31 protein-coding genes and 1 tRNA gene are annotated in these 26,084 nt (G+C 45.7%); 11 read left to right on the forward strand and 21 right to left on the reverse strand.

Annotated elements, in window-relative coordinates; genetic code table 11:
- Nucleotides 1-228: 228 nt before the first annotated feature.
- Nucleotides 229-1,005: an enoyl-CoA hydratase gene (locus tag ACO0KY_RS18475; protein WP_423048543.1), complete on the reverse strand. Its 777-nt coding sequence runs from the start codon at nt 1,003-1,005 to the stop codon at nt 229-231.
- Between the two features lie 115 nt (nt 1,006-1,120).
- Here ACO0KY_RS18475 and ACO0KY_RS18480 point away from each other — a divergent pair, with 115 nt between their 5' ends.
- Nucleotides 1,121-1,273 (forward strand): hypothetical protein, encoded by a 153-nt coding sequence (locus tag ACO0KY_RS18480; RefSeq protein ID WP_186914208.1) that lies wholly within the window; start codon nt 1,121-1,123, stop codon nt 1,271-1,273.
- 1 nt (nt 1,274) lies between these two features.
- Here ACO0KY_RS18480 and apaG read toward each other — a convergent pair whose 3' ends face one another.
- A complete protein-coding gene (gene apaG / locus ACO0KY_RS18485; protein ID WP_423048545.1) occupies nt 1,275-1,649 on the reverse strand; it encodes a Co2+/Mg2+ efflux protein ApaG in 375 nt (124 codons plus the stop codon).
- 191 nt (nt 1,650-1,840) lie between these two features.
- On the opposite strand from apaG, the gene rpe reads away from it, so the two are divergent.
- The 7 genes from rpe to ACO0KY_RS18520 all read left to right on the forward strand — a co-directional run bounded on the left by rpe (nt 1,841) and on the right by ACO0KY_RS18520 (nt 7,902).
- A complete protein-coding gene (gene rpe / locus ACO0KY_RS18490; RefSeq protein WP_423048548.1) occupies nt 1,841-2,506 on the forward strand; it encodes a ribulose-phosphate 3-epimerase in 666 nt (221 codons plus the stop codon).
- A gap of 128 nt (nt 2,507-2,634) precedes the next feature.
- Nucleotides 2,635-3,321 (forward strand): phosphoglycolate phosphatase, encoded by a 687-nt coding sequence (locus ACO0KY_RS18495; RefSeq protein ID WP_423048550.1) that lies wholly within the window; start codon nt 2,635-2,637, stop codon nt 3,319-3,321.
- A 285-nt stretch (nt 3,322-3,606) separates the two neighbouring features.
- The gene (gene trpE / locus ACO0KY_RS18500; RefSeq protein ID WP_186914201.1) at nt 3,607-5,103 is read left to right on the forward strand and encodes an anthranilate synthase component I; all 1,497 of its coding nucleotides are present in this window, start codon (nt 3,607-3,609) and stop codon (nt 5,101-5,103) included.
- Nucleotides 5,104-5,676: an anthranilate synthase component II gene (locus ACO0KY_RS18505; protein ID WP_186914200.1), complete on the forward strand. Its 573-nt coding sequence runs from the start codon at nt 5,104-5,106 to the stop codon at nt 5,674-5,676.
- Nucleotides 5,673-6,704 (forward strand): anthranilate phosphoribosyltransferase, encoded by a 1,032-nt coding sequence (gene trpD / locus ACO0KY_RS18510; protein WP_423048552.1) that lies wholly within the window; start codon nt 5,673-5,675, stop codon nt 6,702-6,704. The genes ACO0KY_RS18505 and trpD overlap by 4 nt, the downstream gene beginning before the upstream one ends.
- Before the next feature lies 1 nt (nt 6,705).
- Nucleotides 6,706-7,506 carry an indole-3-glycerol phosphate synthase TrpC gene (gene trpC / locus ACO0KY_RS18515; RefSeq protein ID WP_423048555.1) on the forward strand — a complete coding sequence of 267 codons (801 nt, stop codon included), beginning with the start codon at nt 6,706-6,708 and terminating at the stop codon, nt 7,504-7,506.
- A gap of 186 nt (nt 7,507-7,692) precedes the next feature.
- The gene (locus tag ACO0KY_RS18520; RefSeq protein WP_423048557.1) at nt 7,693-7,902 is read left to right on the forward strand and encodes a hypothetical protein; all 210 of its coding nucleotides are present in this window, start codon (nt 7,693-7,695) and stop codon (nt 7,900-7,902) included.
- Nucleotides 7,903-7,969: 67 nt separating this feature from the next.
- On the opposite strand, the gene ACO0KY_RS18525 is transcribed toward ACO0KY_RS18520, so the two are convergent.
- From ACO0KY_RS18525 to ACO0KY_RS18545, 5 genes are all read right to left on the reverse strand, one after another.
- Entirely contained in the window at nt 7,970-9,841 is a 1,872-nt protein-coding gene (locus ACO0KY_RS18525) for a M61 family metallopeptidase (protein WP_423048558.1), read from the reverse strand.
- Between the two features lie 39 nt (nt 9,842-9,880).
- Nucleotides 9,881-10,333, reverse strand: a complete 453-nt coding sequence (locus tag ACO0KY_RS18530; RefSeq protein WP_186914196.1) for a DUF3429 domain-containing protein — start codon at nt 10,331-10,333, stop codon at nt 9,881-9,883.
- Nucleotides 10,334-10,493: 160 nt separating this feature from the next.
- On the reverse strand, nt 10,494-11,093 hold the full coding sequence (locus tag ACO0KY_RS18535) for a nucleotidyltransferase family protein (RefSeq protein WP_423048560.1): 600 nt from the start codon (nt 11,091-11,093) through the stop codon (nt 10,494-10,496).
- 58 nt (nt 11,094-11,151) lie between these two features.
- Nucleotides 11,152-11,862 (reverse strand): DsbC family protein, encoded by a 711-nt coding sequence (locus ACO0KY_RS18540; RefSeq protein ID WP_246447512.1) that lies wholly within the window; start codon nt 11,860-11,862, stop codon nt 11,152-11,154.
- A gap of 93 nt (nt 11,863-11,955) precedes the next feature.
- Nucleotides 11,956-13,152 (reverse strand): UbiH/UbiF family hydroxylase, encoded by a 1,197-nt coding sequence (locus ACO0KY_RS18545; RefSeq protein WP_423048562.1) that lies wholly within the window; start codon nt 13,150-13,152, stop codon nt 11,956-11,958.
- Between the two features lie 164 nt (nt 13,153-13,316).
- Here ACO0KY_RS18545 and ACO0KY_RS18550 point away from each other — a divergent pair.
- Together ACO0KY_RS18550 and ACO0KY_RS18555 are read left to right on the forward strand one after the other, a co-directional pair.
- Nucleotides 13,317-13,392 (forward strand) — tRNA-Phe (locus tag ACO0KY_RS18550).
- A 183-nt stretch (nt 13,393-13,575) separates the two neighbouring features.
- Nucleotides 13,576-13,854, forward strand: a complete 279-nt coding sequence (locus tag ACO0KY_RS18555; protein WP_423048564.1) for a hypothetical protein — start codon at nt 13,576-13,578, stop codon at nt 13,852-13,854.
- 106 nt (nt 13,855-13,960) lie between these two features.
- Here the strand turns inward: ACO0KY_RS18555 and ACO0KY_RS18560 are convergent, their stop codons facing one another.
- The 12 genes from ACO0KY_RS18560 to ACO0KY_RS18615 all read right to left on the reverse strand — a co-directional run bounded on the left by ACO0KY_RS18560 (nt 13,961) and on the right by ACO0KY_RS18615 (nt 23,852).
- Nucleotides 13,961-14,311: a hypothetical protein gene (locus ACO0KY_RS18560; protein WP_423048566.1), complete on the reverse strand. Its 351-nt coding sequence runs from the start codon at nt 14,309-14,311 to the stop codon at nt 13,961-13,963.
- Between the two features lie 20 nt (nt 14,312-14,331).
- A complete protein-coding gene (locus ACO0KY_RS18565) occupies nt 14,332-14,619 on the reverse strand; it encodes an ADP-ribosyl-(dinitrogen reductase) hydrolase (RefSeq protein WP_423048568.1) in 288 nt (95 codons plus the stop codon).
- 238 nt (nt 14,620-14,857) lie between these two features.
- A complete protein-coding gene (locus ACO0KY_RS18570) occupies nt 14,858-15,847 on the reverse strand; it encodes a tyrosine-type recombinase/integrase (RefSeq protein WP_423048570.1) in 990 nt (329 codons plus the stop codon).
- A 1-nt stretch (nt 15,848) separates the two neighbouring features.
- Nucleotides 15,849-16,088 (reverse strand): DUF4224 domain-containing protein, encoded by a 240-nt coding sequence (locus tag ACO0KY_RS18575; RefSeq protein WP_423048572.1) that lies wholly within the window; start codon nt 16,086-16,088, stop codon nt 15,849-15,851.
- 14 nt (nt 16,089-16,102) lie between these two features.
- Complete coding sequence (locus ACO0KY_RS18580; RefSeq protein WP_423048574.1) at nt 16,103-16,999, reverse strand: rolling circle replication-associated protein; 897 nt, start codon at nt 16,997-16,999, stop codon at nt 16,103-16,105.
- 733 nt (nt 17,000-17,732) lie between these two features.
- Nucleotides 17,733-19,034 (reverse strand): type II secretion system protein GspD, encoded by a 1,302-nt coding sequence (locus tag ACO0KY_RS18585; protein ID WP_423048576.1) that lies wholly within the window; start codon nt 19,032-19,034, stop codon nt 17,733-17,735.
- A complete protein-coding gene (locus ACO0KY_RS18590) occupies nt 19,031-20,131 on the reverse strand; it encodes a zonular occludens toxin domain-containing protein (protein ID WP_423048578.1) in 1,101 nt (366 codons plus the stop codon). Before ACO0KY_RS18590 ends, ACO0KY_RS18585 begins: the two co-directional genes overlap by 4 nt.
- A 456-nt stretch (nt 20,132-20,587) precedes the next feature.
- Nucleotides 20,588-20,902, reverse strand: coding sequence for a DUF2523 family protein (locus ACO0KY_RS18595; protein ID WP_423048580.1), 315 nt, complete (start codon nt 20,900-20,902; stop codon nt 20,588-20,590).
- A gap of 7 nt (nt 20,903-20,909) precedes the next feature.
- Nucleotides 20,910-22,415, reverse strand: coding sequence for a hypothetical protein (locus ACO0KY_RS18600; RefSeq protein WP_423048581.1), 1,506 nt, complete (start codon nt 22,413-22,415; stop codon nt 20,910-20,912).
- A 540-nt stretch (nt 22,416-22,955) separates the two neighbouring features.
- Nucleotides 22,956-23,189 carry a hypothetical protein gene (locus tag ACO0KY_RS18605; RefSeq protein ID WP_423048583.1) on the reverse strand — a complete coding sequence of 78 codons (234 nt, stop codon included), beginning with the start codon at nt 23,187-23,189 and terminating at the stop codon, nt 22,956-22,958.
- 46 nt (nt 23,190-23,235) lie between these two features.
- Entirely contained in the window at nt 23,236-23,526 is a 291-nt protein-coding gene (locus tag ACO0KY_RS18610) for a hypothetical protein (protein ID WP_423048585.1), read from the reverse strand.
- Between the two features lie 2 nt (nt 23,527-23,528).
- Nucleotides 23,529-23,852 (reverse strand): hypothetical protein, encoded by a 324-nt coding sequence (locus ACO0KY_RS18615; RefSeq protein WP_423048587.1) that lies wholly within the window; start codon nt 23,850-23,852, stop codon nt 23,529-23,531.
- A gap of 132 nt (nt 23,853-23,984) precedes the next feature.
- On the opposite strand from ACO0KY_RS18615, the gene ACO0KY_RS18620 reads away from it, so the two are divergent.
- The gene (locus ACO0KY_RS18620; protein WP_423048589.1) at nt 23,985-24,365 is read left to right on the forward strand and encodes a hypothetical protein; all 381 of its coding nucleotides are present in this window, start codon (nt 23,985-23,987) and stop codon (nt 24,363-24,365) included.
- Between the two features lie 50 nt (nt 24,366-24,415).
- On the opposite strand, the gene ACO0KY_RS18625 is transcribed toward ACO0KY_RS18620, so the two are convergent.
- Nucleotides 24,416-24,895 carry a hypothetical protein gene (locus ACO0KY_RS18625; protein ID WP_423048591.1) on the reverse strand — a complete coding sequence of 160 codons (480 nt, stop codon included), beginning with the start codon at nt 24,893-24,895 and terminating at the stop codon, nt 24,416-24,418.
- A gap of 207 nt (nt 24,896-25,102) precedes the next feature.
- A partial coding sequence (locus tag ACO0KY_RS18630; protein ID WP_423048593.1) for a hypothetical protein occupies nt 25,103-26,084 on the reverse strand: 982 nt, incomplete at its 5' end.

The following is a 26,084-nucleotide window of genomic DNA, read 5'->3' on the forward strand; positions in this document are numbered from 1 at the left end:
AAGCGAGATTATGCAGCACTTTATTTACCCTGTCAACTCCCTGATTGCTTTTGCTGTTCGTTTCGATGCATCTTATGCAGATGTTGTCGCTTTCGCGTCAATTTCATCAAATCAAACCGCCGGAGTTACCTGGCTGCTGCTTTCTTCTTGCTTCCCGTTTTAGCGGGAGGCGAACTATAGCAAAGTTCGCCCCTTGAAAGCAAGGGAATCTGAAAATAATTTAGATTGTTATTGATTTTTAAACGCTGCAGGACGTTTTTCCATAAACGCTTTCATGCCTTCTTTTTGATCTTCCGTTCCAAAGCTCGCCTGGAATAAACGACGCTCGAAATGCACACCTTCAGACAAGGTCGTTTCGTATGCGCGGTTCACGGATTCTTTGATCATCATAATGATAGGCAAAGACATGTCTGCAATCGTATTAGCTGCGGTCAACGTTTCTTCCATTAATTTATCTAATGGCACAACACGTGAAACCAAACCTGCACGCTCTGCTTCAACTGCATCCATCATGCGCGCAGTCAGGCACATGTCCATGGCTTTGGATTTTGAGATGGCGCGTGGCAAACGTTGCGTACCACCTGCGCCAGGCAAAGTACCCAATTTAATTTCTGGCTGACCGAACTTCGCATTGTCAGCGGCGATAATGAAATCGCACATCATCGCTAATTCGCAGCCACCACCCAATGCGTAACCTGCAACTGCTGCAATGACAGGCTTACGGATCTGACGAATCGTTTCCCAATTACGGGTGATGTAGTCTTCTTTATAGGTATCCATGAACGTGTAGTTAGCCATGGCAGCAATATCAGCGCCAGCGGCAAAAGCTTTTTCACTGCCGGTGATCACGATACACTGGACGGCTTCATCTTTATCGAAGCTCTTCAAAGCATGACCTAATTCAGTCATTAATTGATCATTCAGGGCATTCAATGCCTTTGGACGATTCAAGGTGATTAAACCAACTTTATCTTTGGCTTCTACAATGATGCATTCGAATTCCATAAATACTCCTATATAGTGTGTAATAAGTACGTGCTGAATTATTTGCTATTTAATCGGCTATTTAATCCGCTACTACCGATAACTCAATTTAATATCTGAACTAAAGATACTCGATATGTCTGCAATGTTAATACTGGTACTGGAAGCTGGCTTTGCTTTAGGTCTGTTGATTTTCTTCGTTTGGTGGACCATGTTTTCTGGTCGCAAACCGGAGCAAACAAATAAAATACGACCAAAACGTAAGCCTACAAACAAAAAGCCTGAATAAATCAGTGCAAGGTGCGTGGAAGCGATAAGACAAATTCGGGTATTTCAGCCTCAAAACGATGCCCATCTTCAGCGACACAGAAATACTCCCCCTTCATACTACCTTGCGGGGTTTTTAATGAACTGCCACTGGTATATTCAAAACTTTGCCCCGGCGGTAAGAAGGGCTGATGCCCGACGACACCCAGACCTTTCACTTCTTCCACTTGATTCTTAGCATCAGTAATGATCCAGTGGCGCGAAATGACTTGCGCGGCGACGGTGCCTGTATTTTTGATTGTAATTGTGTAAGCAAACACAAAATTATCATGCGCAGGATCAGACTGTTCCTGTAAATATTTAGTCACTACGGTGACGCTCATTTCGTATGCTGCCATGTTTGCCCCTGTTGGCTCTTTGATACCGATCATTATCGGCGTTGATACAAACTCATTTGTTGTTGCTGCCTACGATTTAAAAATGCATTTTGTGCATCTGACAGCAAAACGCCATTGTGCCAGAGGAATGCAGAGACGGCACGATAGACGCAAGGTAAAATAGCATATCTTCCATCTGCACGACCTACACTATGACTACCTACCGCATTGCCCCTAGTATTCTTTCAGCTGATTTTGCCCGACTGGGTGAAGAAGTACGCAACGTTGTCGCTGCCGGCGCGGACATGATTCACTTCGACGTAATGGATAATCATTACGTTCCTAATCTCACCATCGGCCCATTGGTATGTGAGGCCATCCGCCCGCATGTGCAAGTGCCTATCGATGTACATCTGATGGTAAAACCTGTAGATCGCATCATTCCGGATTTTGCTAAAGCTGGGGCGAATATCATTACTTTCCATCCAGAGGGTTCTGAACACATTGACCGCAGCCTGCAGTTAATCCGCGACCACGGCTGCAAAGCTGGTCTGGTCTTAAATCCAGCAACCTCGCTCAGCGTGCTCGAACATGTCATGGATAAACTAGATATCATTTTGCTCATGTCCGTCAATCCGGGCTTTGGCGGTCAGTCATTCATTCCGCACACTCTGAAAAAAATCGCTGCTGTTCGCAAACTGATTGATGAATCAGGAAGAGATATCCTGTTAGAAGTCGATGGTGGCGTCAAAATTGACAATATCGCCGAAATCGCTGCCGCTGGTGCGGATACATTTGTCGCTGGCTCGGCTATCTTTGGTAAGCCAGATTACAAAGCAGTCATTGACGCAATGCGATCAGAGTTGAGCAGCATCTAAGTAAAGCCAGCATATTCACATCAACCTTGAGTATTAATGCGGGCTTCAGGGCAAAAAGCCGCCACGAGGCCCGTCAATACTAAGCATACCTGAAGCATTCACCTTCGCCCTTTCTGCAAAAATTGACCATGTTTTCTGATATCCAGGCACTCATTATTGATCTCGATGGCACCATGCTCGACACGGCACCTGATTTTTTGCTGGCCATCAACCGTATGCGCGCCGAATTTGCGCTGGCACCAATCAGCCTGGATATGATCAAAACCATGGTAGGCAAAGGTTCTGAGCACTTGATTCAACAAGTATTAGCAATCGATTTTGATTCGGAACAAAGTCGTCAGCATTTCACAGCAGCGATGGACTCGTATCAGCGCCATTATCTGGCAATCAATGGTGATCAAGCCACGCTTTACCCAGATGTCATTGCGGGTTTGCAAGCAATGCATACACAAGGATTGCGATTGGCTTGCGTGACCAATAAGCCATTGGCATTTGCCCGTCCTTTGATGCAAAAGAAAGGCCTTTCCGGATATTTTGAAGTGATTTTTGGCGGCGATTCTTTTCCACGTAAAAAACCAGACCCCATGCCCTTGTCAGAGGTCTGCAAGTTATTTGGCCTGCCACCAGCACAGGTTGTTGCCATTGGCGATTCCAGTAACGACGCGCAAGCTGCCCGAGCAGCTGGTTGCCCGGTGCTGACGGTATCGTATGGTTACAACCACGGTGAAGCTATACAAAATATTCAAAGTGATGGTATAGTCGAAACCTTGTTGGAAGCAGCACAACTGCTGGCAGCAAACCGTAATACAAAATAACCAATTAATTTCACCTCATTCCACTCACGAATGTTTCTCGATAACAAACGTCCGACAATGACACCAGGCGCCTTTGAGGCCTGGCTATGGCGACGCTGGCAATTCTCTTAATCTCAGAATGCCGCGAGTGGCTGTGCACATCCTTAGCACATCTTCTTGTTTGTTTTATCAATCTAATTTATCCGCCCCTACTTCTGATGCGTGCATTGTTGCCCGTATCGCTGAACTACAGCATAGAGCACACCACGTGCATCTGGAGCTAAGGCTGGCGGCTGAAAGAAAACCATGACCGAACTCGAATTCAAATCGCTGGCCGCGCAAGGCTACAACCGTATTCCTATGATTGCGGAAGCATTCGCTGATCTGGAAACCCCGCTGACGCTGTATTTAAAACTCGCTCAGTCACAAAAAGCCGGAAAAAATACCTTCCTGCTCGAATCCGTGATGGGTGGCGAACGCTTTGGCCGCTACTCGTTTATCGGCTTACCAGCGCAAACGCTGGTGCGTAGCTTTGGCGACAAGATTGAAGTCGTCACTGATGGAAAAGTCGTTGAAACACATCAAAAAAATCCACTCGACTTTATCGCTGAATTTCAGGGTCGTTTCAACGTAGCGATGCGCCCTGGTCTGCCACGTTTTTGCGGCGGTCTGGCTGGCTATTTTGGCTATGACGCGGTACGCCATGTCGAAAAGCGTTTGGCAGGAAAAGCACCAAAAGATGATTTGGGTTTGCCTGAAATTCAATTGCTACTGACCGAAGAATTGGCCGTCATCGATAATGTTTCTGGCAAGCTGTATCTGATTGTGTACGCCGACCCGACGCAGCCGGAAGCCTGGTCAAAAGCCCGGCAGCGTCTGCGCGACTTGCGCGCGATGTTACGCCGTAGCGTCGATGCACCTGTCACTTCAGCGTCTGTACGTACCGAATCGATCCGTGATTTCGCCAAAGAAGATTACTTAAAAGCGGTAGAAAAAGCCAAAGAGTACATCATGGCGGGTGACCTGATGCAAGTGCAAGTGGGTCAGCGTATCAAGAAACCATATGTCGATTCGCCGCTTTCTTTGTACCGTGCATTGCGTTCTTTAAATCCTTCACCGTATATGTATTTCTATAATTTCGGCGACATGCAAATCATTGGTGCATCACCAGAAATTTTAGTCCGCAACGAAACCCTCAATGACGGCAGTAAAAAAGTCACGATCCGCCCACTCGCCGGCACCCGTCCACGCGGTGCCACACCTGAGCGCGATGCCGAACTCGCAAAGGAATTATTAGCCGATCCAAAAGAAATTGCCGAACACGTCATGTTGATCGATTTAGCCCGCAATGATATCGGCCGTATCGCTACCACCGGCAGCGTCAAAGTCACCGATCAGATGGTGATTGAAAAATACTCGCATGTGCAACACATCGTTTCTAATGTCGAAGGAATATTGCAGCCACATTTGACGAATCTGGATGTATTCAAAGCCAGCTTCCCGGCGGGTACCTTGTCAGGCGCGCCAAAAGTCCGCGCGATGGAATTAATTGATGAGCTTGAACCTGTCAAACGCGGCATCTATGGTGGCGCCTGTGGTTACTTGTCATTCGGCGGTGAAATGGATTTAGCCATCGCCATCCGCACAGGTGTGTTGAAAGACGGCATGTTGTACGTGCAAGCCGCCGCTGGTGTCGTTGCCGACTCAGTACCAGAAATGGAATGGCAAGAAACAGAAAACAAAGCCCGCGCCGTATTGCGTGCCGCGGAACAAGTACAAGATGGTCTGGATGGAGAAATTTAAATGTTATTAATGATCGACAACTACGATTCCTTTACCTATAACCTCGTGCAGTATTTTGCCGAGTTGGGTGAAGATGTGCGTACTTTCCGCAATGATGAAATCACGCTGGAAGAGATTGCAGCCTTAAAACCTGATCGCATTTGTATTTCTCCTGGCCCATGCACGCCGCATGAAGCGGGAATCTCGATTCCGGTCATTGAGCGCTTTGCCGGAGAAATCCCCATTCTGGGCGTCTGCCTTGGGCATCAAAGTATTGGTGCAGCGTTTGGCGGCAACATCATCCGCGCCAAACAAGTCATGCACGGCAAAACGTCTGTCATTGCACATACGGGCGTCGGTGTTTTTAAAGACTTGCCTAGTCCTTACACGATTATTCGCTACCACTCGTTGGCCATTGAGCGTGCCAGTCTGCCAGATTGTTTAGAAGTAACTGCTTGGACTGATGACGGTGAAATCATGGGCGTACGCCATAAAGAATTTGATTTGCAGGGAGTGCAGTTTCACCCCGAATCCATTTTGTCTGAGCATGGCCATGCTTTGCTGAAAAACTTTTTGACTGGAACTGCATCATGACCATTTCTCAACAAGAAGCATTAACACGTCTGATCGAACACCGTGAAATTTTTCATGACGAAATGCTGTACTTATTCCGCCAATTGATGGGCGGTGAGTTATCCCCCGTGATGATCACTGCGCTGACCATGGGATTGCGGGTAAAAAAAGAAAGCATAGGCGAAATCACCGCCGCAGCGCAGGTCATGCGTGAATTCTCGACCAAAGTCCCACTCGCCAACACGCAAAACATGATTGATATCGTCGGCACCGGCGGCGATGGGGCAAATACGTTCAATATTTCGACTGCCTCGATGTTTGTCGTGGCAGCAGCAGGCGCGCGCGTCGCCAAGCACGGTGGGCGTAGTGTGTCGTCGTCGTCCGGTAGCGCCGATGTACTGGAATCGTTGGGCGCGAATATCAATCTCAAGCCAGAGCAAATTGCCCAATCCATCGCACAAACCGGCATCGGCTTTATGTTTGCACCTAACCACCATGGCGCGATGAAACACGCCGCACCAGTTCGCAAAGAATTAGGCGTACGGACAATTTTTAACATCTTGGGCCCTCTGACTAATCCGGCTGGTGCACCTAATATTTTGATGGGTGTGTTCCATCCTGATCTGGTGGGGATTCAAGTACGTGTTCTGCAACGCCTCGGCGCACAACACGCGCTGGTGGTGTGGGGTCGTGACAATATGGACGAGGTTTCACTCGGCGCACCAACCATGGTCGGTGAATTAGTGAATGGCGAAATCCGCGAATACGATATTCACCCTGAAGACTTTGGCTTGCAAATGGTGTCCAATCGCAATCTTCGCGTAGAAGGTGCAGTTGAATCACGCGAAAAAATCTTAGAAGTGATGAATAACGTCGATGGCCCGGCACGCGACATCGTTGCACTCAATGCCGGTACGGCATTGTACGGTGCAGGTATTGCGGACTCGATTGCCGATGGTGTCAAGAAAGCACAAGCGGCCATCGCCTCTGGTGCCGCACTCGCCAAATTGGAACAATTCATCAGCGTCACTCAGCAACTCGGAAAATAATATGTCAGACATACTCAATAAAATTCTCGACGTCAAAAAGGATGAGGTCGCTGCAGCAAAAAAATATCAATCTCTGATCAGCCTGCGCGATGAAGTTGAATCTGATCACGATGCACGTGGACAGATTCGCGGGTTTGAAGCAGCTTTGCGCAATAAGATCGCGACAGGTGAGGCGGCGGTCATTGCGGAAATAAAAAAAGCGTCACCGTCCAAAGGTATTTTGCGCACCGACTTCAACCCAGCAGAGATCGCACAAAGCTATGCCGAACATGGTGCAGCGTGTTTGTCCGTATTGACCGATGTAAACTTTTTCCAGGGCGCGCCAGAGTACCTGCAGCAAGCACGAGCAGCGTGCGCTATTCCGGCTTTACGTAAAGATTTCATGATCGATCCTTACCAGATTTATCAAGCCAGAAAATGGGGCGCCGACGCGATACTGTTGATCGTTGCCGCCTTGGATCACGGCTTGATGGCGGATTTGGAAGCTTGTGCACACGAGCTAGGAATGAGCGTCTTGGTTGAGGTTCACAATGCAGAAGAACTCGATGCTGCACTCAAATTAAAAACCGCGCTACTGGGTATCAACAACCGCAATTTGCGTACTTTTGAAGTCACATTAGATACAACATTAGGTTTGTTACCACGCATCTCACAGGATAAATTGGTGATCACAGAGTCAGGCATTTTGAATGCAGCAGACGTGAAGCGTATGCGTGACGCGAATGTCCACAGCTTCCTGGTGGGGGAAGCATTTATGCGTGCGGAGAATCCTGGGGCGGAATTGCGGAAGTTGTTTTTTTGATTTTATGTGCTTCATGCAAGCCCCCTTATATTTTCGAATTTGAGACTTTCCAATCTAAGTGGATCGCACTTCGTAGAACCAAGCCGGGGGTGGCCCGGCAGCCACTTTCTTTTCTTTGCGTCGCCAAAGAAAAGAAAGCAAAAGAAAGGCGACGCTGAGACTTTGCCCTACGGGTGCCGTCACTGCGTGTCGGCACAATTAGCGCATGACGGAAAATGGGAAAGTGTTGAAACTCGCTGCGCTCAGACAGCAACACTTTCTTTTTCCATTTCCCGTCATGCGCAAATTGCTTTGTCTAAAGCGGTGAAAGTCAAAAACGACATTACGATTGAAACAGACAAACGATCAGGCGAATGCAACTCTCGCCGCTCCATGTTCGATCTGCAACAACCGTGACTCCCGTATACAAAAAAGCCGCTTGCGCAGTGATACGCAAACGGCTTTTTTTATCACCCCAACGAGCTTAACGCTTCGCAGCCTTCTTATACGTAGGACGTGCTATCGCCAATGCCGCTTGATGATCAACTTCCAGTGTTAAGTGGTTAGTCGGCACATCATCCGCTTGCAGCTTGGCTTTCACCACCAGCAATTCATCACGACGGAAAGCGTGAATCTCAACCACTTCACCAACGCGATAACGAGCAAGCGCAGTGTTGAGACCATCAGCGACATCAGCAGCAGTAACACGCAAACCGTTGATTGCGATGATCACGTCTAAAGCTGACAAACCAGCCAAATGTGCGGCACGGCCTTCGAACGCATTGCCGATTTTGCAGTCGTTTCCATCGCGTACGACCTTAACGCCCAGGCTGGCTTTTTTGCTGGCAGCGCCAGCATCAAGATTCACACCAAAATCAGCATAGAGTTTTGCCAGAGGCACGTCATCAGTTCCGCGTACATGCTTGTCGATAAAACGACGGACATTCACACCAGTTGCTTGTTCGATCAATGCTTCGATCTCATTTTCTGGCAAACCTTGCTGCGTACCGTTTAAGCTGCGGCTATAAAAATCACGACCAAATTTTTGCCACAAGGTGCGCATGACATCATCGAGCGATTTTTTACCTTGTGTTTCGGCACGTATCGTCAGATCCAATCCCAATGCGACCAAAGAACCTTTGGTGTAATAACTCACGATCGCGTTTGGCGAGTTTTCATCCTGGCGATAGTATTTGGTCCAGGCATCAAAACTCGATTCGGCAACGCTTTGCTTTAAACGGCCACTACCACGTGTCACCATATTGATGGTTTTGGAAATCAGCTTCAGATAAGCAGCTTCATCAATCGTGCCGGCGCGTACCAACATCAAATCATCGTAGTAGCTGGTAAAGCCTTCGAATAACCACAACAAGCTGGTGTAATTCTCATGGCGCAGGTCATAACTGGCAAATGCCGCTGGTTTGATGCGTTTGACGTTCCAGGTATGGAAATATTCATGGCTGCACAAGCCCAAAAGTCCTTTGTAGCCTTCGCTCATTTCTGGCTGGTGCTTGACTGGAATATCGTTGCGATTGCAAATCAATGCAGTTGAAGCGCGGTGCTCCAGTCCGCCATAGCCCTCACCCACCACCATGGTCATGAACACATACCGATCCATCGGGGCTTTTTTTGTGCGCGGCTCAAAAAAGGCGATCTGGGTTTCGCAGATTTTTTGTACGTCTGCGACCATGCGGTCCATGTCCATGTTCGGCACTTTACCGGTCACCACAAAATCATGTGGCACACCGTGCGCCTCAAAACTGGCAAGCGCAAAATCACCGGTTTCTACTGGATGATCGATCAATTCATCGTAATTGGCAGCGATATAAGTACCAAATCCATAGCGTTTGGCTTTCAGTTCCGGCAAGGATGTGGCGACACGCCAGGTTTTGCAGGCAACATCGGCAGAGCGTTGAATATCAACGATATGTGGTGCCGATTCCTGGCCATGCACACTCAAAAATACGCTGGTACCGTTAAAAAAACCATGCGATTGATCCAGATGCGCTGCGCGAACAGATAAATCCCAGGCATAGACTTCATACACGATAGTCAGTGCCGACTTACAAGGCGCAGCTTGCCAGGTATGTTTATCAAGCTTTTTAAGGGCGATTTTTTTACCCTCGCAGGTGGCTTTAATTTGCACGATATTACGTGCAAATTCGCGCACCATGTAGCTGCCTGGTATCCACGCGGGTAAGCTGACGATCTGGCCTTCAGCATCTGGTTGGGCGATTTCCAGCGTGACTTCGAATACGTGACCTGCCAGATCTTTCGGCACGATTGCATATTGAATTGGCGCTACTTTATGACTTGGTGTTGTTGTTTGTCTCTTAATTTGCGTCGTCTTTGCCATGCTCAACGATCTTTCTGATAATAATTATGTGTAGTGAAGTTAAATGCGCACATTCGCAGCGATAAAGGTGAATATCTGTGCAGTGACAACCACGCGGGTAAGCTGTAAGCGCAAATCAATAAACCAGGTCGGGACAGCATAGCTTTGGTAGAGTTTTTTATCGATCTTATAAGCAGCAATAAATCCCACTACTTGTACTAAAAATCCAATCAGCAAATTCACCAGAGAACACCAGGCAATAATCGTCGGGATTACACCCCAGATTAAGGCTTTGCGGGTCTCTTCAATGTCTTCACCTCTGGCCATAATCGTGATGCCCCAATGCACACCACCAAGAAACGACAAAATCGCAATGCCATAGGCCAACTGAGCACGAACAAAATTATTGAGTAAGTCCACTGGTACCAACCAACAAGCTGCCGTCAACAAAATAAAAGGGATGAGGCCAGCAAAGCCAAGTCGGATAGCAAGTTTTTGATTCAGAATATTCATAATGTCCCGCGGTTACCGCCCAAAAAACGTACGCAAAAAACACGTGCAAAACCGATTTCGTACTAAAGACGAAAACCGCTATTCTAAGAGGAAAACGTAGAGTTAGATATATCTGATCGTAACAGATCGATAAAACCAGAGAAATGATTTGAAAAGAAGTTCAGGTTTTATGCAAATATGCCTGCAAATCGGCAGGTTCATCGATATCCTGAAGAATACCAGGGTCATTCACCACAACTTCAAGCACTGGGTATTTTTGCAATAACTGGCGCGCCCCCTGATCGCCCGTTAAACATAGTAACTCAGGTAAATGACGGCGGGAAAACCCCACTGGATGCCCGCGGCGCCCCTCAAAAACTGGCACGACAATATCTGCGCCATTCCGTAAAGCTTGCAATACCAGTGCAATTGTCGTCTGCTGCACAAACGGCATATCAGCCAACGCAACGATCCACCCGGCGCTATCCTTAGTTTGTAGCAAAGCCGCCGTCAGTGATGACGCCATACCGTCATCTGCTTGAGAACAAACTAAAACTGGATAATCATTTTGCTGTAGTTGGCGTATCAATTGCTGGTTATCGGGACGCACAACCACACAAAGATCAGGCAAAACGGCTTGCAATTGCGCTGCGCTATGGCAAGCAACGCTGGAGCCGCCAGGGAGAATTTGGCGTAATTTATCCTCATCCCCCAGCGGATCAAAACGACGCCCACGTCCTGCGGCAAGTAAAATCCCTGTCCAGTTTGCGGGTATCGTCATCAGCAATCTCGTTAAATAAATAAGCGGAGAGATGAGTTGAAAAATAAGCTAAAAAATATTAATTTGCCTTGCCAGACTTCAGGCTGGCAAATTTTTCTTCCAAGGCTTTGGCATCCATAGCACCAGGAACACGGGTTCCATCCATAAAGAAAATAGCGGGTGTGCCACGTATATTCAATTTATGGCCTAACTCCAGTACTTTTTCATTTGGCGTCACACAATTGGCAGGGGCATTCGGCGCGACTTTGCCGTTAATCATCCATTCATCCCACGCCTTGTTGCGGTCAGCGGAGCACCAGATGTTTTTGGACTTCACTGTCGAATCTTCGGCAAGAATATTGTACATAAAGGTATAGACGGTGATGTTGTCCATCCCTGCCAGAGTCTGACGGAAACGTTTGCAGTAGCCGCAATTGGGATCTTCAAACACCGCAATCACGCGCTTACCATCACCTTTGACCGTTTTCAAAGCCATTTCCAATGGCAAATCAGAGAATTTAATTTTGTTGATTTCATCCACTCGTGCACGGGTGTAGTTGGCACCAGTTCTCGTATCGATTACGTTACCAATAAATAAAAACTGCGCTTTGTCATCTGTGTAGAGCACTTCTGAACCAACTCTGACTTCATACAAGCCGGCATACGGCGTTTTAGTCACGGAATCAACCTTAACGCCGTCACCTAATCGTGGCTCTACCAATTTTTTGATCGCTACTTCTTGCGGCGTCTGAGCTACCACCAAGCCAGCCATTGAGAACGTAACGGCCATCGTCAAACCTGCCATACATTGCTTTAAATCCATTTTGATTCCTTGTGCGACCACCATGCTTCAAAGGTCATTTACATTCATATATTGCAATGTTTATTTACTGCCCATTGCGTGAGAGATTAATTTGCCTTTTATGACTGGCAAACGGTTCAGTAAGTTCAATCCAAAATTACGTGCTAGACGCAATGGTGCCAGATCTGAGCCAAACAAGCGCGCCAGACCGTCGGTGGTCATTTGCATCAGAAACACTTCTTCTTTGCGGGCGCGACGATAACGCTCAAGCAAACGTGCATCGCCACAATCACGATGATCTTCTCGCGCTTTCACCAGTTCCAGCAAACTGGCGACATCACCAAAGCCCAGGTTCATACCATGCCCAGCCAGTGGGTGTACGACATGCGCCGCATCCCCTATCAGCGCCACACGCTGCGCGATCATGCTATGCGGGCGCATCAGCGTCAATGGAAACGCTTTAATGTCTTCTGGCAGCACTGGCGTCAAATGACCCAATACATCCAGACAATATTCTTCAAGACGAGCCACCAAGGCAGACAACGGCTCACGCAGCAAAGTATCAGCCAAGGTATCTGGCGCAGACCAGACTAAAGATACCCGGTTACCAGGCAATGGCAACAGGGCAATAATTCCCAGCGCCTCAACAAACCATTGATGGGCAACGCCATGATGCGGCTTTTCACATTCAAAGTTTGTGACCACGCCTTTTTGACCATAAGAACGATAATCAAGACCAATATCACATTGACCACGCACCCAGGATTGCGAACCGTCAGCCCCCACCACCAGACTCGCCTTGATCGATGCGCCATCTTCCAGCATCACCACGGCAGCATCTTCCTGCCATTGCATTTGCTTTGCCTGACCAGTCACCAGCGTCAAGTTTTGGGCAAACTTCATCGCGGTATCGAGCGCGTGATTTAAATTTCTATCTTCAACAATCCACGCCAATTCTTCGCTACGGGCGCCATAGGCATCAAAACCCAGTTGGCCATCCTCAGGCGCATTACCACCTTTAACCTGCATTTCAGTGACAGGCGCCACACGCTGCAAATCCAGCGCATCCCACACTTTCAAAGAGGACAACAATGTATGCGCAACATGGTTAAGAGCAAACACCCGGACATCCCAGTCCGCCGACACCGGCGTCGGCGCAGCACTGCGACACAACACCGCCACCCGCAAACCCGCTTGCGCAAAACCCAATGCCGCCGCTTTACCTACCGCGCCATTACCAACAATACAAATATCACAATCATGAACCTGAGCCGTCATAACCAGACCTTCCGCATAGACAATCCCGCCATTATACGCCCCTCAGTCACCACTGCAGATGAGCCATATCAAGCCCCATACTAAGCCCCGTCCCCAGCAAGAAAAAGCTTTTTTCGGCCAAGGGCTTGCTTTTCATCGAACTCATCTCTATAATGCGTGGTCTTGGCCTGGTAGCTCAGTCGGTAGAGCAGAGGATTGAAAATCCTTGTGTCGGTGGTTCGATTCCGCCCCGGGCCACCAAGTATTTGTAGCAAAAACAAGGGCTTACAGCAATGTGAGCCCTTTTGTTATTCTGTCGCCGTTCTACAATTAAATCGCTTGTTCTACAATTCTTAAATAATTCACATTTATCAACTCTAGAACTCTGTTCATTTTGTGCATGGATTTTCAACGTGATTTTTAATTTTTAACGGATATAGGAATATGAAATTCTGGAAAGATTTGTTAAATGGAGCATCGATATTTGTAGGGCTTTTTGCAGCTTTTTTGTGGTGGAAAGCATCAATTGTGACATTACCAATTGAAGATCGACTCGATTCTAATGGCTGGGCTGATGCGCAGATCAGCATCAAATCCGAAACGGGAGAACATATTGATCCATTTCGGACGGCTACTGAACAATCAAAATGGAACAAATGGGCAGCGCAAGCATCCGCTCTTGCCGCATTTTTTCAAGCAATTGTTTGGATGATGCCAGGATAATCGAAGCTTAAAGAATCGTTGGGGTCAAACAAACCATTATCAAAACGAAAACCGTTCTATAAAATAAAAACCCGCTCAAGGCGGGCTTTTTTTATTGCAAAAAAAACTAGGCTGCTAATTTAGGCGGTGCATCACCATGTTTTTCAGTCTTTTGGCGCTCGATTTCAGCACGAGCATTCGCATATTCGATTGCCATTTTTTTCATTTCAGATTCTGCAAAACGCTTCAGAGCATCTCGCATTAATGGCTGATAACCGACACCATTGACTTTCGCAATCATCTTATACTCGTCTATGAGTTCAGATGGTAAGCGAATTGAAATCATTTGCAGCCCAAGTGCATCGTCAATCTGTTTTTGCAACGCTGCATCGGCTTTCTTGGCATGCTTAACTTCGCGACCAAGCTCACCACTTTCCCAAGCATCAGCCGTGCCTGAAATTTTTTCATTATTTTTCATATTTCATACCCCTTTGGGATTTATTGACCTTCTTCTTGGTAAATAGCAATTTCTTCAATGTTCGGTTCATACGCTGTTTTAATATGAACATTTCCATCTATGAACATGAAAACTATTTTTAGAAGCCTGTTACGATTTGTTTCCGCTATAAACCATAACGATTCTGGATCAGTTCGATGGTCTTCTCTATCATCAATTAAATATAGGCCACACTTATTTTCAAAACATTGCTCTACTTCGGCAGGACATACTCTATGCTTTTCGTGCAACTTATCTTTGATAGCTTGTGAGATTCTAATTGGTAGCATAAGTTCCTGTTCTGTATATACAAACTATATAAGGTCTTATTAGTAGATGCAACCTAATCGCCCCGAATTTACGCGAAAACGAGTAAATACACAACCAAATCGACCATTTTTTTACAATAACAACAATACAAAACTCCGAACACTGTATATACATACATTACCAAATTTACTTCATATCGTTACCGAAAAAATTCGTCAACTTTATCTAAAAAATCTTACGAGATTGATGGTAAAAAAATTAATATGTATTCCTATTCAGCGGCTTCACAAAATCACCCATCCTGTCCCTTGTATAAATTTCAGTAGTAGTACGATTTTTATGCCCAAGAAGTCTTTGCGCATGGGCTAAGTCATCTGTATCCGTAGCAGTTTTAGCTCTTAAATCTCGAAACTGAAAGCTTACTCCCGACATTTCTCTCGCCTTATCGAAACGAGAACGTAGAGCAAAGTAACTCAATCTCTGCCCGTCAGGGTCCTGCAATAAAGCCTTGCTCACCTTGTCGCGTGGCTTATTCAATATTCTTGCAATAACTTCCGCAAGCTCACCCTCTATTGCAATACGGAGTTTTTTACCAGTCTTGTTCTGTGTAAGGTTCAAACTTCCATTCACAATATCCGTAACATTGAATTTCAATACATCAGCTGGACGCTGGCCGGTACACAATGCCAAATCCATTGCATCCTGAACCGTAGGATGCGCACACGCCCATACAGCCGCATATTCCTCATCTGACACGTATCTGTCCCGTGATTTTTCTTTATGTCCTTTAATTCCTATGCATGGATTAGTAACGTCGGTGTAACCCCACGCTCTTGCATGATTAAAAATCGTACTAAATAAGGCCTTTTCACGGTTTGCACGAACCTTTGCTGTTTCGCCACGAACACGCAAATATTCAGCCACATCGAATGGGCGAATACTATCAATAGTCAGCTCACCAAAAACCGCATCTAATAATCTAAAATACTGCGCGTAATCCCTCTGCGTATGCGCCTTTAGCGTTGGCAAGATTTCCCGCATATACCGCTGCCCAATAACCCGAAATGTTTTGTCCTCCGGATTTGGTGTTTCATCCTCCAATTCTGCCCATTTTCGACGTGCTTCATTTAGGTCATTTCCCAATGGCGTCCATTTTCTAGGAACAGTACCTGAAACATGATAGTACGAACCTTTCTTAACGTTCATCCGTGGTGGCAAATTATGATTACCTTGACGCTTACGACCCATACTATCTTCTTACCATTTGAGAAAGCGCTCCAAAATTTGGACGCGGAGTTTGTTCATTTAAATTTGTAATTGTGGCGTTAGTCATGCCGCCTAGCCGCAACTCAAAATAGCTTCTCGCAACTTTCGGACGCAATTGCGCAGTCACTTCAAATTTCCAGTTATTCTTTTTTAGCCAAATAATTTGCCGAGATCTATAGGCATAACCTGTCAGCTCTCTCAATTCATCTTCAGTTAAAAACATATGAGTCTCGCCTTCTAGTGAATACAGGGGGCGGTGGCGACCCAACACACGCCCAATGCTTGATTTGAAAAAAACGTCATCCCTTCGCTGTTGTGATCCGCACCTAATTGCATAACGTGAGAAAAAGCTTCGAATGCATCTGCACCGTATGGCAACTGGTAGTAATTTTTCTCTGGCACAACAATACCCCGTGATGACCAGTAGCGTTTTTTGTTCAAACCGTGCGTTTCCTGATCCTTGGTAATGTACTTACTGATGTATCCAGACAATTTATGATTGTCATTTTTTCCAAATCCAAGCTTGTTCGGGTTACGTACATTCACTGCACCCATTGGCTTTCTCGTTCCATCTTCATTCATTTCTACCCCCACGATGTCGAGCCAAATATTTTGCAAGAGGTGATAAGAATGCCGCCCTCTAACCGCCACATGAATATGAAACGCGCCGCGCTTTTGTCTTTCTACAGTGGCAACGTAGTGAAATTGTTTGTACTTGCCCATACGTCTTCGGAATGAATCGTAGTCCTTCTTTAATCGATCTATGTCCTGCATATTTTCTCTGTAAGTCAACGTAATCATGCGATCAGCTCCAATTGTTTTGCAGCGTAGTCTTACCGCTTGTTTGGCACGTTTTGCACTATCATCATCGTTCTGCTCTCGCTTTTCCGATTCGCCGCGTTTAGAACGATTCTGTAACGGTAACGAACCTATTTGCTTAATGCGAACAGAGCGAGTGGCACATATCTCACGCTGACCATCTGGGAATTGTCTGTCATAAACCATCCACGTGGTTTTGAGCATCGGACCATCATCAAGCAACCAATTCGCTGTCTCGTCTTCTGTTGCTGGCCTACATTCATCAAAATCGAAATTCTTGATTGAATTTAATGAATCATCTATATTGCTAAACATTGATGCAGCTCCTAAATATTTGCGTCAATCACGGAGGCGAACACTTGCAGGTGTTGCGTCTCTTTTTCTTTTTAAAACCAAAATCTATTTTTTATAAAACCTGTTTGTGACCCTTCGGCATGCCGCATGTTTGCTTGTTTCCGTTAAGTGTCCCTAATACAAGTTTAGGCGCGCTGCGCGCTTCCGTCCTCGCTGTCGCTGCGGGCGTTGCGCTGCTCACTGCGCCTCACTGCAACGTCAAAACCTGCAAACACTACTGTGCTACCTCCCCGCGTTTAAACATGCTTGTTAGCGGGATACGCTGTTCGCTTCGCGAAGGTCTACCGACCCGGCAGCTACCGCAAACATCGGACGATGAAACTGTCCGACCGCTACATGTTTAAGAAGAACCTATTTCGTTATTTCACCGCCGAATGGTCTGCAATGAATCAACTATCGTTTTGAGTGCAACGCTTTTTTCAAACGGACACGGATTCTGCGACGAGCAGCATATTTCTTACTCATATTTTTCGTCACAACAATCAGAAATTCTCCGTCAGAGGACGCATCGATTAAGCTACCAGCATGCAATTTCATGACTCGCAAAATTTCGTTTGGTAATCTTAAAAACCATTTATTTTTTGTGCGACTAAACACAAGTGAATTTTTAAGAACGTAAGAGAATTTTCCAGAAATGCGATTCCGTTTTCTCTTGAATTGAAGGAGCGACATATGAGGTCTCGTACTTTTAGGTTTAAGGGGTAATAATTTTCGATACTTGCAACAGCAATAGAATTTCGGTCTTAGAATCACTCTTGCTGGAGCTATGAAAAACCTTAGGTAAAAATGACAAACCAGACGTGCTATCGTTGTCCTTCTCTTGAGTCAGCCCCCCAAGCACAATCAGCTCACCATCACCTACCGTTACGGTGGTAGATAGTTCCCGTTTCGTCAGCGTTGGAGAATCATTTACCCCTGTTTCCGTTTTGACGAAATCGCTAATCTGCTGATCCACTTGCAAATCAATACCAGATTCGCGTACCTGTGCGGTCAGTCCAAGGATGACGCCAGAAGATCGATATGTGATTGACTGAATAGGCTGGCCACCGCCCTGGGGATACGAGACAGAGCCAAGCGTAGGCACGTCCTGCCCCACCATAATGCGTGAAGCTATCCCTGATTTCACGCGCAAGTTAGGCGTACTGACGGCTTTGAATCGCGTATCTCCTGCCAGTGCAAAAAATACCGCGTCGATGCTGTTCGTCTTAATGGTTACCGCGTTCGCTAAGCTGGAAGGATTACCTAAATTGATACCGATTTTTCTGCCTAGAATATTTAAAGCCAAAGAGAATGCTGTACCGTCTGTTTTTCCTGTTGACACTTCATATACCACTGCCTTCACAGATACTTCACCGACCGCGGTGTCTACTTGCGGCAAAAGCTTTTTGAGAAGAGTGATTTCGTCTGTTGTGCCATGAAAGATCAGCGTATCGCTATCCTGATCGATCATGGACGCTGCTGAACCCTGCGGAGCAATTGCAGATGCGGATGGTGCGCCAGTGATGCCAGAAACTGCAGACGCGTGAATCTGGCGATTAACCGTAAAATTGCCCACTTTAAATATAGGTGTCAGCAAGCCGACGATATAAGAAAGTGGTCGATAACGAGTGCGATAAACAAATACTTCTTGAGTCGGCTCTGTCTTCTCTGCTGTTTTTTTGGCCGCTATAAAATCTACGCCATTGCGTGTTTCAACAGCAAAACCGAGTGCATCCAGAAAATTTTCCCAAAACTGGTGCAAATCTAAGCTACCGGAATCAAAGCGAAATGAGACTTGCCTGTCATCTCGCAGGACGGCTGGATCGATGACATAAGGCTGCTTTAAGGCTTCCATGTATACCAAACCAATGACCTGGGATACGGTAATCGCCTGAAAATCAAACTTAACTGGATTCGGCAAACCTTGAATAGGTAGGCGTATATTCGGAACCGGAGAAATTTCGCTTGCAACGACTGGCAACGCAAATACGAAAAAGAGTGCTGGCAACCATTTCATTTGACGACCTCTGTTGCCGTTGCTGCGACGATGCTAGAACCGCCATGATTTGTGGCACCCGACCACCGTGTTACCTTGTCGCCGTCGATATCGCCGATTACGGCTTGCCCATGCGATTGAAACATCGACGGCGATTCGACCCGCAATCTCCCCACAGAATTGACAACCACAATCCAGCGCGTGCCGTTGGCAAGATACTCGCCGGCGTAGCGCCATTCTTGTGAGAAGTTAGGTTTGTGTGTTTCGACTTTAACCGTGGCCGCAACTCCGTTAGTACGTTCAGCTTGTCCAGGTGTATTGCTTTTAGCTGAAATCGATTTCGTACTCATACCATCTGGCGTGTGATGAAAGAAACCCCACGCAGATACGCCGCCGACTGTAATAAACAAGACTGTGCCTATCGCATAAAGCCAAAAGGTTTTGTTGGCGAGAATATTCTGACGCTTATCGATTGCCGTTTCAGTCCCTTTTCCACCGGTGTAGCTCTGATACAACGGGAAAATTTCAGGATTATATTTTTTTTGGCGATCATCAATCCTAGTCTTTGCGTTTAATTTCCAGCCATCATAAATCTCGACTCGATATCGGGTAGTAAACCCTAAAGATTTGTGTTTCTGCATACGGAATGCAAACTCAATCACATTCTTAACCGAGCGATGCAAGCCGGTGATGTCTTGCGTCATCAACACCACATCACAAGCGATAGACGTATTGGGGTGCACATAGTGACGATGCATACGGAAAAATTGCATATGCTCGTGACTGAGCTTACCGCAATCGGTTCCCCAAAAACGCCACGCTTCATCAATCGCCACCAAATCACCACCTTGAACAACGGATACCAATTCAGGTTTCTCTTCATCCGGAAAAAACTGAGGCTCTGAAATGCGTTCGTTACCGACGTGAATAATTTTTCCAAGTTTGTCTGCATTGGCGTCACGCTTACTAACCAAATGCTCATGCACGAGGTCTTCATTAATTCCGGCGACATTGGTGACTACACGACGACCTTGCATGATCGCATCGAGCATTGGACCCGAAACAAATTCATAACTTTTGCCAGAGCCTTGGAGGCCGACATACGCATTAATTGACATAATTCATTTACCTCTTCAATGAACATGAATAGTGTGCTGATATTTCTCCAGCAAACCAAGTAAGAGTGTGAATCGCAACAGCGCTGGAAAAAACGATGTAAATTACTGCCCCGAATAAACAGCTCGACAAAATAACTTTATGCAAGTTGAAAAAATCACTGCACGGTATTAATTTGAAGAGCCAATGTGAAAATATCGGTAGAGTAGATAAAAATGCTAAAACAGGCAGGTTAAGCCATACAATAAAAAACAATGCATCCCTTTCGTACCAGAGCATTAGACTAGGATTAAAAAAATAAACATATCCCGCGATGGCGACGAATCCCCATACCAAATAGAAGGTTAAAAATAATAATTTGGAATTCCCAATATCATTGCTTTGGCTTAGCGAACTGGGCTGTGCTTTTATTAATTCTGAGAGCATATTGTTTTTCAAAATTTTTCTTAAAAATCTAGTTAACCGATGACTGGGATACGGCGAATGATGAACCGTGTCGCGTAGGCAGAAACAACCGTCGATATACCTGTTGAAACACTAAATAAATCGAGGAAATACCACACTGAACTGGGAATGCCCGACAAGGCGCTTGTCAGTGAGGATGCTTGCGTCGCACCTGGATACAGATTTGATGAAACCAGCACGTTGACGAATTCTTTGACAATAAAGAATAGGGCGAAGAACGTGACAAATTTTACGAGGACTGAACGCAGCAAGAAACCAAGCATGGTTCGTAGTGCAGATAACAGAATTCCAAATAATGCAGCTGGCATGATGACCTCAGGCGGAAAGAAGGATAAACAGACTGACGATGAGCCATACCACCAACATGATTGCGCCCAATGCGGCTCGATTTTGTTCGGCAATCGTGCAATGCGAATCCATCACAAACGATTTTCCAAACACAGTGAAAGTCGGTTTTGGACAATCGGCGGAATGACCAGGTGTTTGAAATGAACGCAATTCCGGCAGCAGCGAAGTGAGCGGCGAGAGGATGCTGGCGGCGTCTGGCGTTTGTTCCAACGACGGGTCTGCAACACCAGGATCTGCGCCCACATCCACTTTAACGGGATTGCCAACCATGACAGTCGGCGTATTCATCACGTTCACATTTGTTCCAATCGCAGGAACGGGAGGTGGTGTCGGCGTAGGAGCGGGTACAACGATGGTGACAGTCGGTGACACAGGAACAGTCTGCGTTCCTGGAGAACTCGCAGGTGTCAGCATGTCACCTAAAGTCGGTAATTGATTCGTTTGGTTTTGCTGCCATGTCGCGACGTCGGCTGCGGTAATTGGCTGACTCGCAGAATAGGGTTGTCCATGATAGTTTGGATCACTGGCAGCCTGCTGCCACGATGCATTGGCGACGGCGGCAAGCTGATCGGCGGACAGAGGTATTTTCAACGTATCGTCTGTCATATTCGCAACTGCGTCAGACAAGTTATTGAATGTCTGCGGAGCATAGCGAGGATCGCCAAGCATATTAGATGCATTGACTACTGGAGCGGTCGTCGTCGATGTCCACACACCATTATTATTTGTCCAATGCGTAGACATACTGCTCTGCACAAGGCGTGCTTGTTGACCAGGCACAGAGGGTTGCTGCCAAGCTGCACCCAAATAGATAACGGGGAATCCATCGGTATGCGGAGGCGTGGCAGCATTAATTGTGCTAACCCAAATGCCATTGAATTTGTCAGCATCAGATAACTGTTTTCCAACGACGACTACAGAACCGCCTGCGGTATAAAATGGAAAAGACGATGCTGTGATTCCAGCAGGAAAAGCAGGGAATAAATTACACCAACTATCTGTCGCGTAGCACTGCGCCGTTTTAAACACCAACATTCCGGCCGATGCAGCATTGACATACGCATCGTTAAAAGGCGAGGTTGATGGCACGTTTGCTGGTGGTGCATAAGAACTTATATTCGTATTCGGAGCCGCATTCTGAATGCTTACCTTTCCATCCGCGGTTATTTTGACATTGGCGGTCGGAACGCCAGGTGACACAGCTGCGGTATTGGCAAAATAAAGCGCACCAAGCGTGGTAATGGCGAGCGAAGCCGCGATTGTCATCCATACAGGAGCACCCGCGATGGCAAGCGCACCACCTGCGATTGCAGACGCAATGTTCAGTCCAGTCATTTGTCTGCTGATCCCAGCCATAGTTGCACTGTAAATTGGATCATTGGCAGCCTTTGCCAGCCAGACCGCATCGTTTGCTGCGGCACCTTCAGCAACGGCAATACGATTAGCCACAATTCCCGCGACAGCCCGATTCATTACAAAATTTGCGGCTCGCGTTATTGGTAATGCCTGCGAATGAGCGAACTGCTGATGAATCAGCATGCAGCACAAAATGAAGACAACAAAAATGACTTTGAATTGCACCATTGAAATAAATTTTTTCTTCATAGAACGACCCAAGCAATCAATTTGCAAGTCATCGTCAGTGCAGCAATGATTCCGATCACAATGAAAATTGCCATCGCGGTGTAAAATATCTGAAATCTATTCGTATAGATTTGATAGAACGGTATTACCGCTGCCAAAAAAAATGGCTCCCACCAAGATTTCGTTTCTTCGAAGGCCAAAATTTGAAATAAAGTATTGCAATAAGCGACTGCACAAACGCAGCCAATCGCGATAAAAAATATCATCATGATCTCTCCTTAACCGTTTTTTATCCCACTCACAACCGCCCAACCACTGACCATGCCCCAGGCAAAAATGATCAGATACCACAGTTCATTAATCGTCATTTCTCGTCCTTGAAAAAAGGGGCTGAATAGCCCCTTAAATTGCATAGGTCATTCGGTCGTTCTAGCGACCTTTGATCATACCGACCACAGTTTTTGCGCCGCGAATTGCGACGAATAAACCAGCCAATGTTGCGCTAATGGCCAGCACTGCAGTGATTGTCGAAGTCATATCAACTGCGCCAGTTAATGAAGATAAGTCGGGGCCACCCGCAGCCTGCGCAGAACCCGCGAAGGTCAAACTCGACACAGCAATCGCACCAACCATTGCCAAACCACGTTGAATATTTTTGTTCATCTTTACCACTCCATTTTTAAATCCAGGGATGCGCCCGGTCGCATTGTTAGCCTCGGCGTATTACCCCTAAGGCTGAACCAATTCCTTGTGATACAAAATACAATCCAACTATCATGCTGAAGGCCAGCGACCAGATACCGCTTGCATATCCATAGTCAAAAGGCTCCGTCGCTGCCTCAAAATTTCCTTGCTGACTCGGATCAATGACGTACGCTTGCACCCCGGCCGGTGCAAACATCTGAGTACCCTGATCAGGGCACAATGAACGAACTGCCGGAGGCGGCGTATTCATGACAGGCGTACAGACGATTACTGTTTGTATTGATCCGGTCGGCATTTTTAAGCCGCTTTCTTATCTTCTTTGGCTGGAACAGGGCGAGCAGATTGTACAAATGCATGCAGATTTTTTAGTCGCGCACCTATTCTTTTTTCACGATCTACAACTAATTCAAAATCTGCTAAATATTCGCCTGGTAATGTTTCTGACAAATGCTTTGGCAACAGCAATTCACCAACCATTATTTGTTCGCCTTTTTCTTCATCTACATACTTAACGATGCACTGAGCCAATTTCATTTCACCGTCAACCCCAGTTTTTTTCGAGGTATATTTCAGTGTGTTAATTCCAACGATTTGCAAATGATGTTTGTTATCGATTGACATGATTTTCCTTTTTTTCACGGATGCAAACTTGACTTTTAAGCCCAATAAGGGCACCTTAGGTAATTACAATTACGTATCAAGTAAAAAATACGTGATACGTAATTTATACCTATTTTGAGGGAGGGTCAAGTTATGGATAGCGAAAAAGAACACCAAGATCAGTTTTTGTTTTTAAAGTGGAAAGATGAAACAGAATTATTACGAGATAGATTTATTTTCTTGGCAGAATATTTTGCATCTACAAAAGGAAAGTATGCGTACCTAGAGAGCCGCACAGGAATTCCTGCGGCAAGATGGCAAAATGTATTTTTGTATAAACAAATGCCTTCAATAGAAATGCTTTTGTCGTTGATACACTATCGTCGGGAAAATATCGAATGGTTGCTAACTGGTAACGTCAAAAAAGGCTTAGCGATGATGGAGCAGAAAACACCAAATGAGGAGGCTTGGAATCTTTTTTTAGAGCATAAAAGGTATTTAAACTCGAAAAAAGGTAGAGAAAAAGAATCGTAAGACCAAAAGCAAAAATTAATTTTCTTACTTCTTAAATCGATGCCAGAAAATCAAAAAGTGACGGAAGGTCGCTCTCTAAAGGAATAGCTAATTGCTCTAGCATCATACAAGGCATGATGCTCAGGTAAGTTACTTCGTCTGTAAAAATCATAACGAAGCAATTTGTTAATCTCGCGGCCAATTAGGCGAGGTTTGCAGCAGGGAGGGAGAGCGCCCTGAAGAGAATAAACAAACAACTCCCAATCCACATGGTAATCAAAGCAAACCACGACTTCATCATAATCTTGGCAAACTAGATTCAACCAATTTAGGAGTTTGGTTTGCAGTTCATCAAAAGAACAGCTCACGTTTGGTAATTTACCGAGCAAAGGAATAACAGCATTCTTTACAAAGTCACTACACTCATTTTCAAGATAAGGGGTTTCCGCGTAAAACTCAGCTCCAGTATTGGTGACAAGACCAATACTAATTAACTGAGGTTTCGCAAAATTTGTGAATTCAGTGTCGATAAAAATTTTAGTCGAAGGCATCGATTAAGATTTGATATTCTTTTATTTTTTCGAATTCAGCATCTCCACCCATTAGATGCCCACTTGTCTTGTCTACCGCCATCGTAATTTTACCAAATCCAGAATTTATAGAAAGCATGCCATCCTTTAGCAAGATTTTTTTCTCGAAACTCTGATACTCCTGGCGCCGATCAGAAAAGCTTCGAAAATAATTTCTTAACTGCGGATTTACATAAATGCATTTATTAGCGTCGGCGACATTTGATTGGATGGCGTCCACTCTTCCAAAACAGATTCACTAAAACATCGCAAACCGCTCTCCACATATTTTTTGAACTCCAAATGCAAATTACCCTCTGAAGCTACTAAGAACAAGGAGCAAAGCAATTCACCTAAAACATTTGGGTGGCTGTTTAAAACATAATCTTGATCATGCTGGTCTAATTTGGGAAGAAATTGAGAAATACGCTTTCTAACTTCCTCGTCCTCACCAAATTTTTTTGCCAGCCAAGCAATCGCCTCGTGCTTAAGTGGAGCAGCATGTAATGATGGTGGACAAAAACATAAAAGAGATGCAAAAAAACCGCGCCCTGAAGTAGGACTAAGTTTCGCAATTTTTGATATTGATAGATATTCAGACATCTCCGTAAAATGTTCCAAAGATGATCCAATACCGTACTTAGCCTCATATGCGTTAATGAAATCCTCCATACTTAAAGGCAAACTCAATTCCAATTCAGAATAAGCCCCGTATAACAATCTAGCTAAACGTAAATAAGTTGCGGCACGCTCAACGTCCCAAAATGACCATATTCTGCAAATTGCAAATATTGGTGGCATAGCAGCACGATCCTTCAAAATCAAGTTACTAAGTATTTCGAATCGCCATGATGGAAAAATAGTCCCACTATTTAAATCATCATCTGAGACAAAGCGTATTTTTTGAAAAGTGCCAGGGAAACGCGACGCAAACTCAGCAACACGATTGAGGAAAATATTATCGTGAGCATAAGAAGTTGCATTTTCATTCGCTAAAAACAAAGCATGTTGTTTTGCAAGGCTCTCAGACTCAGCATCATCAACGGAAAAATGTATGGAAACTGGTACATTTTTTGTCCAAAGTTTACCGTTAGATCGATCAGTAATACTTAGTAACTTGATTTTGAAGGATCGTGCTGCTATGCCACCAATATTTGCAATTTGCAGAATA

Origin of the sequence: Undibacterium sp. Dicai25W, from assembly GCF_049340505.1 — a bacterium.
GTDB classification, from domain to species: domain Bacteria; phylum Pseudomonadota; class Gammaproteobacteria; order Burkholderiales; family Burkholderiaceae_D; genus Undibacterium; species Undibacterium jejuense.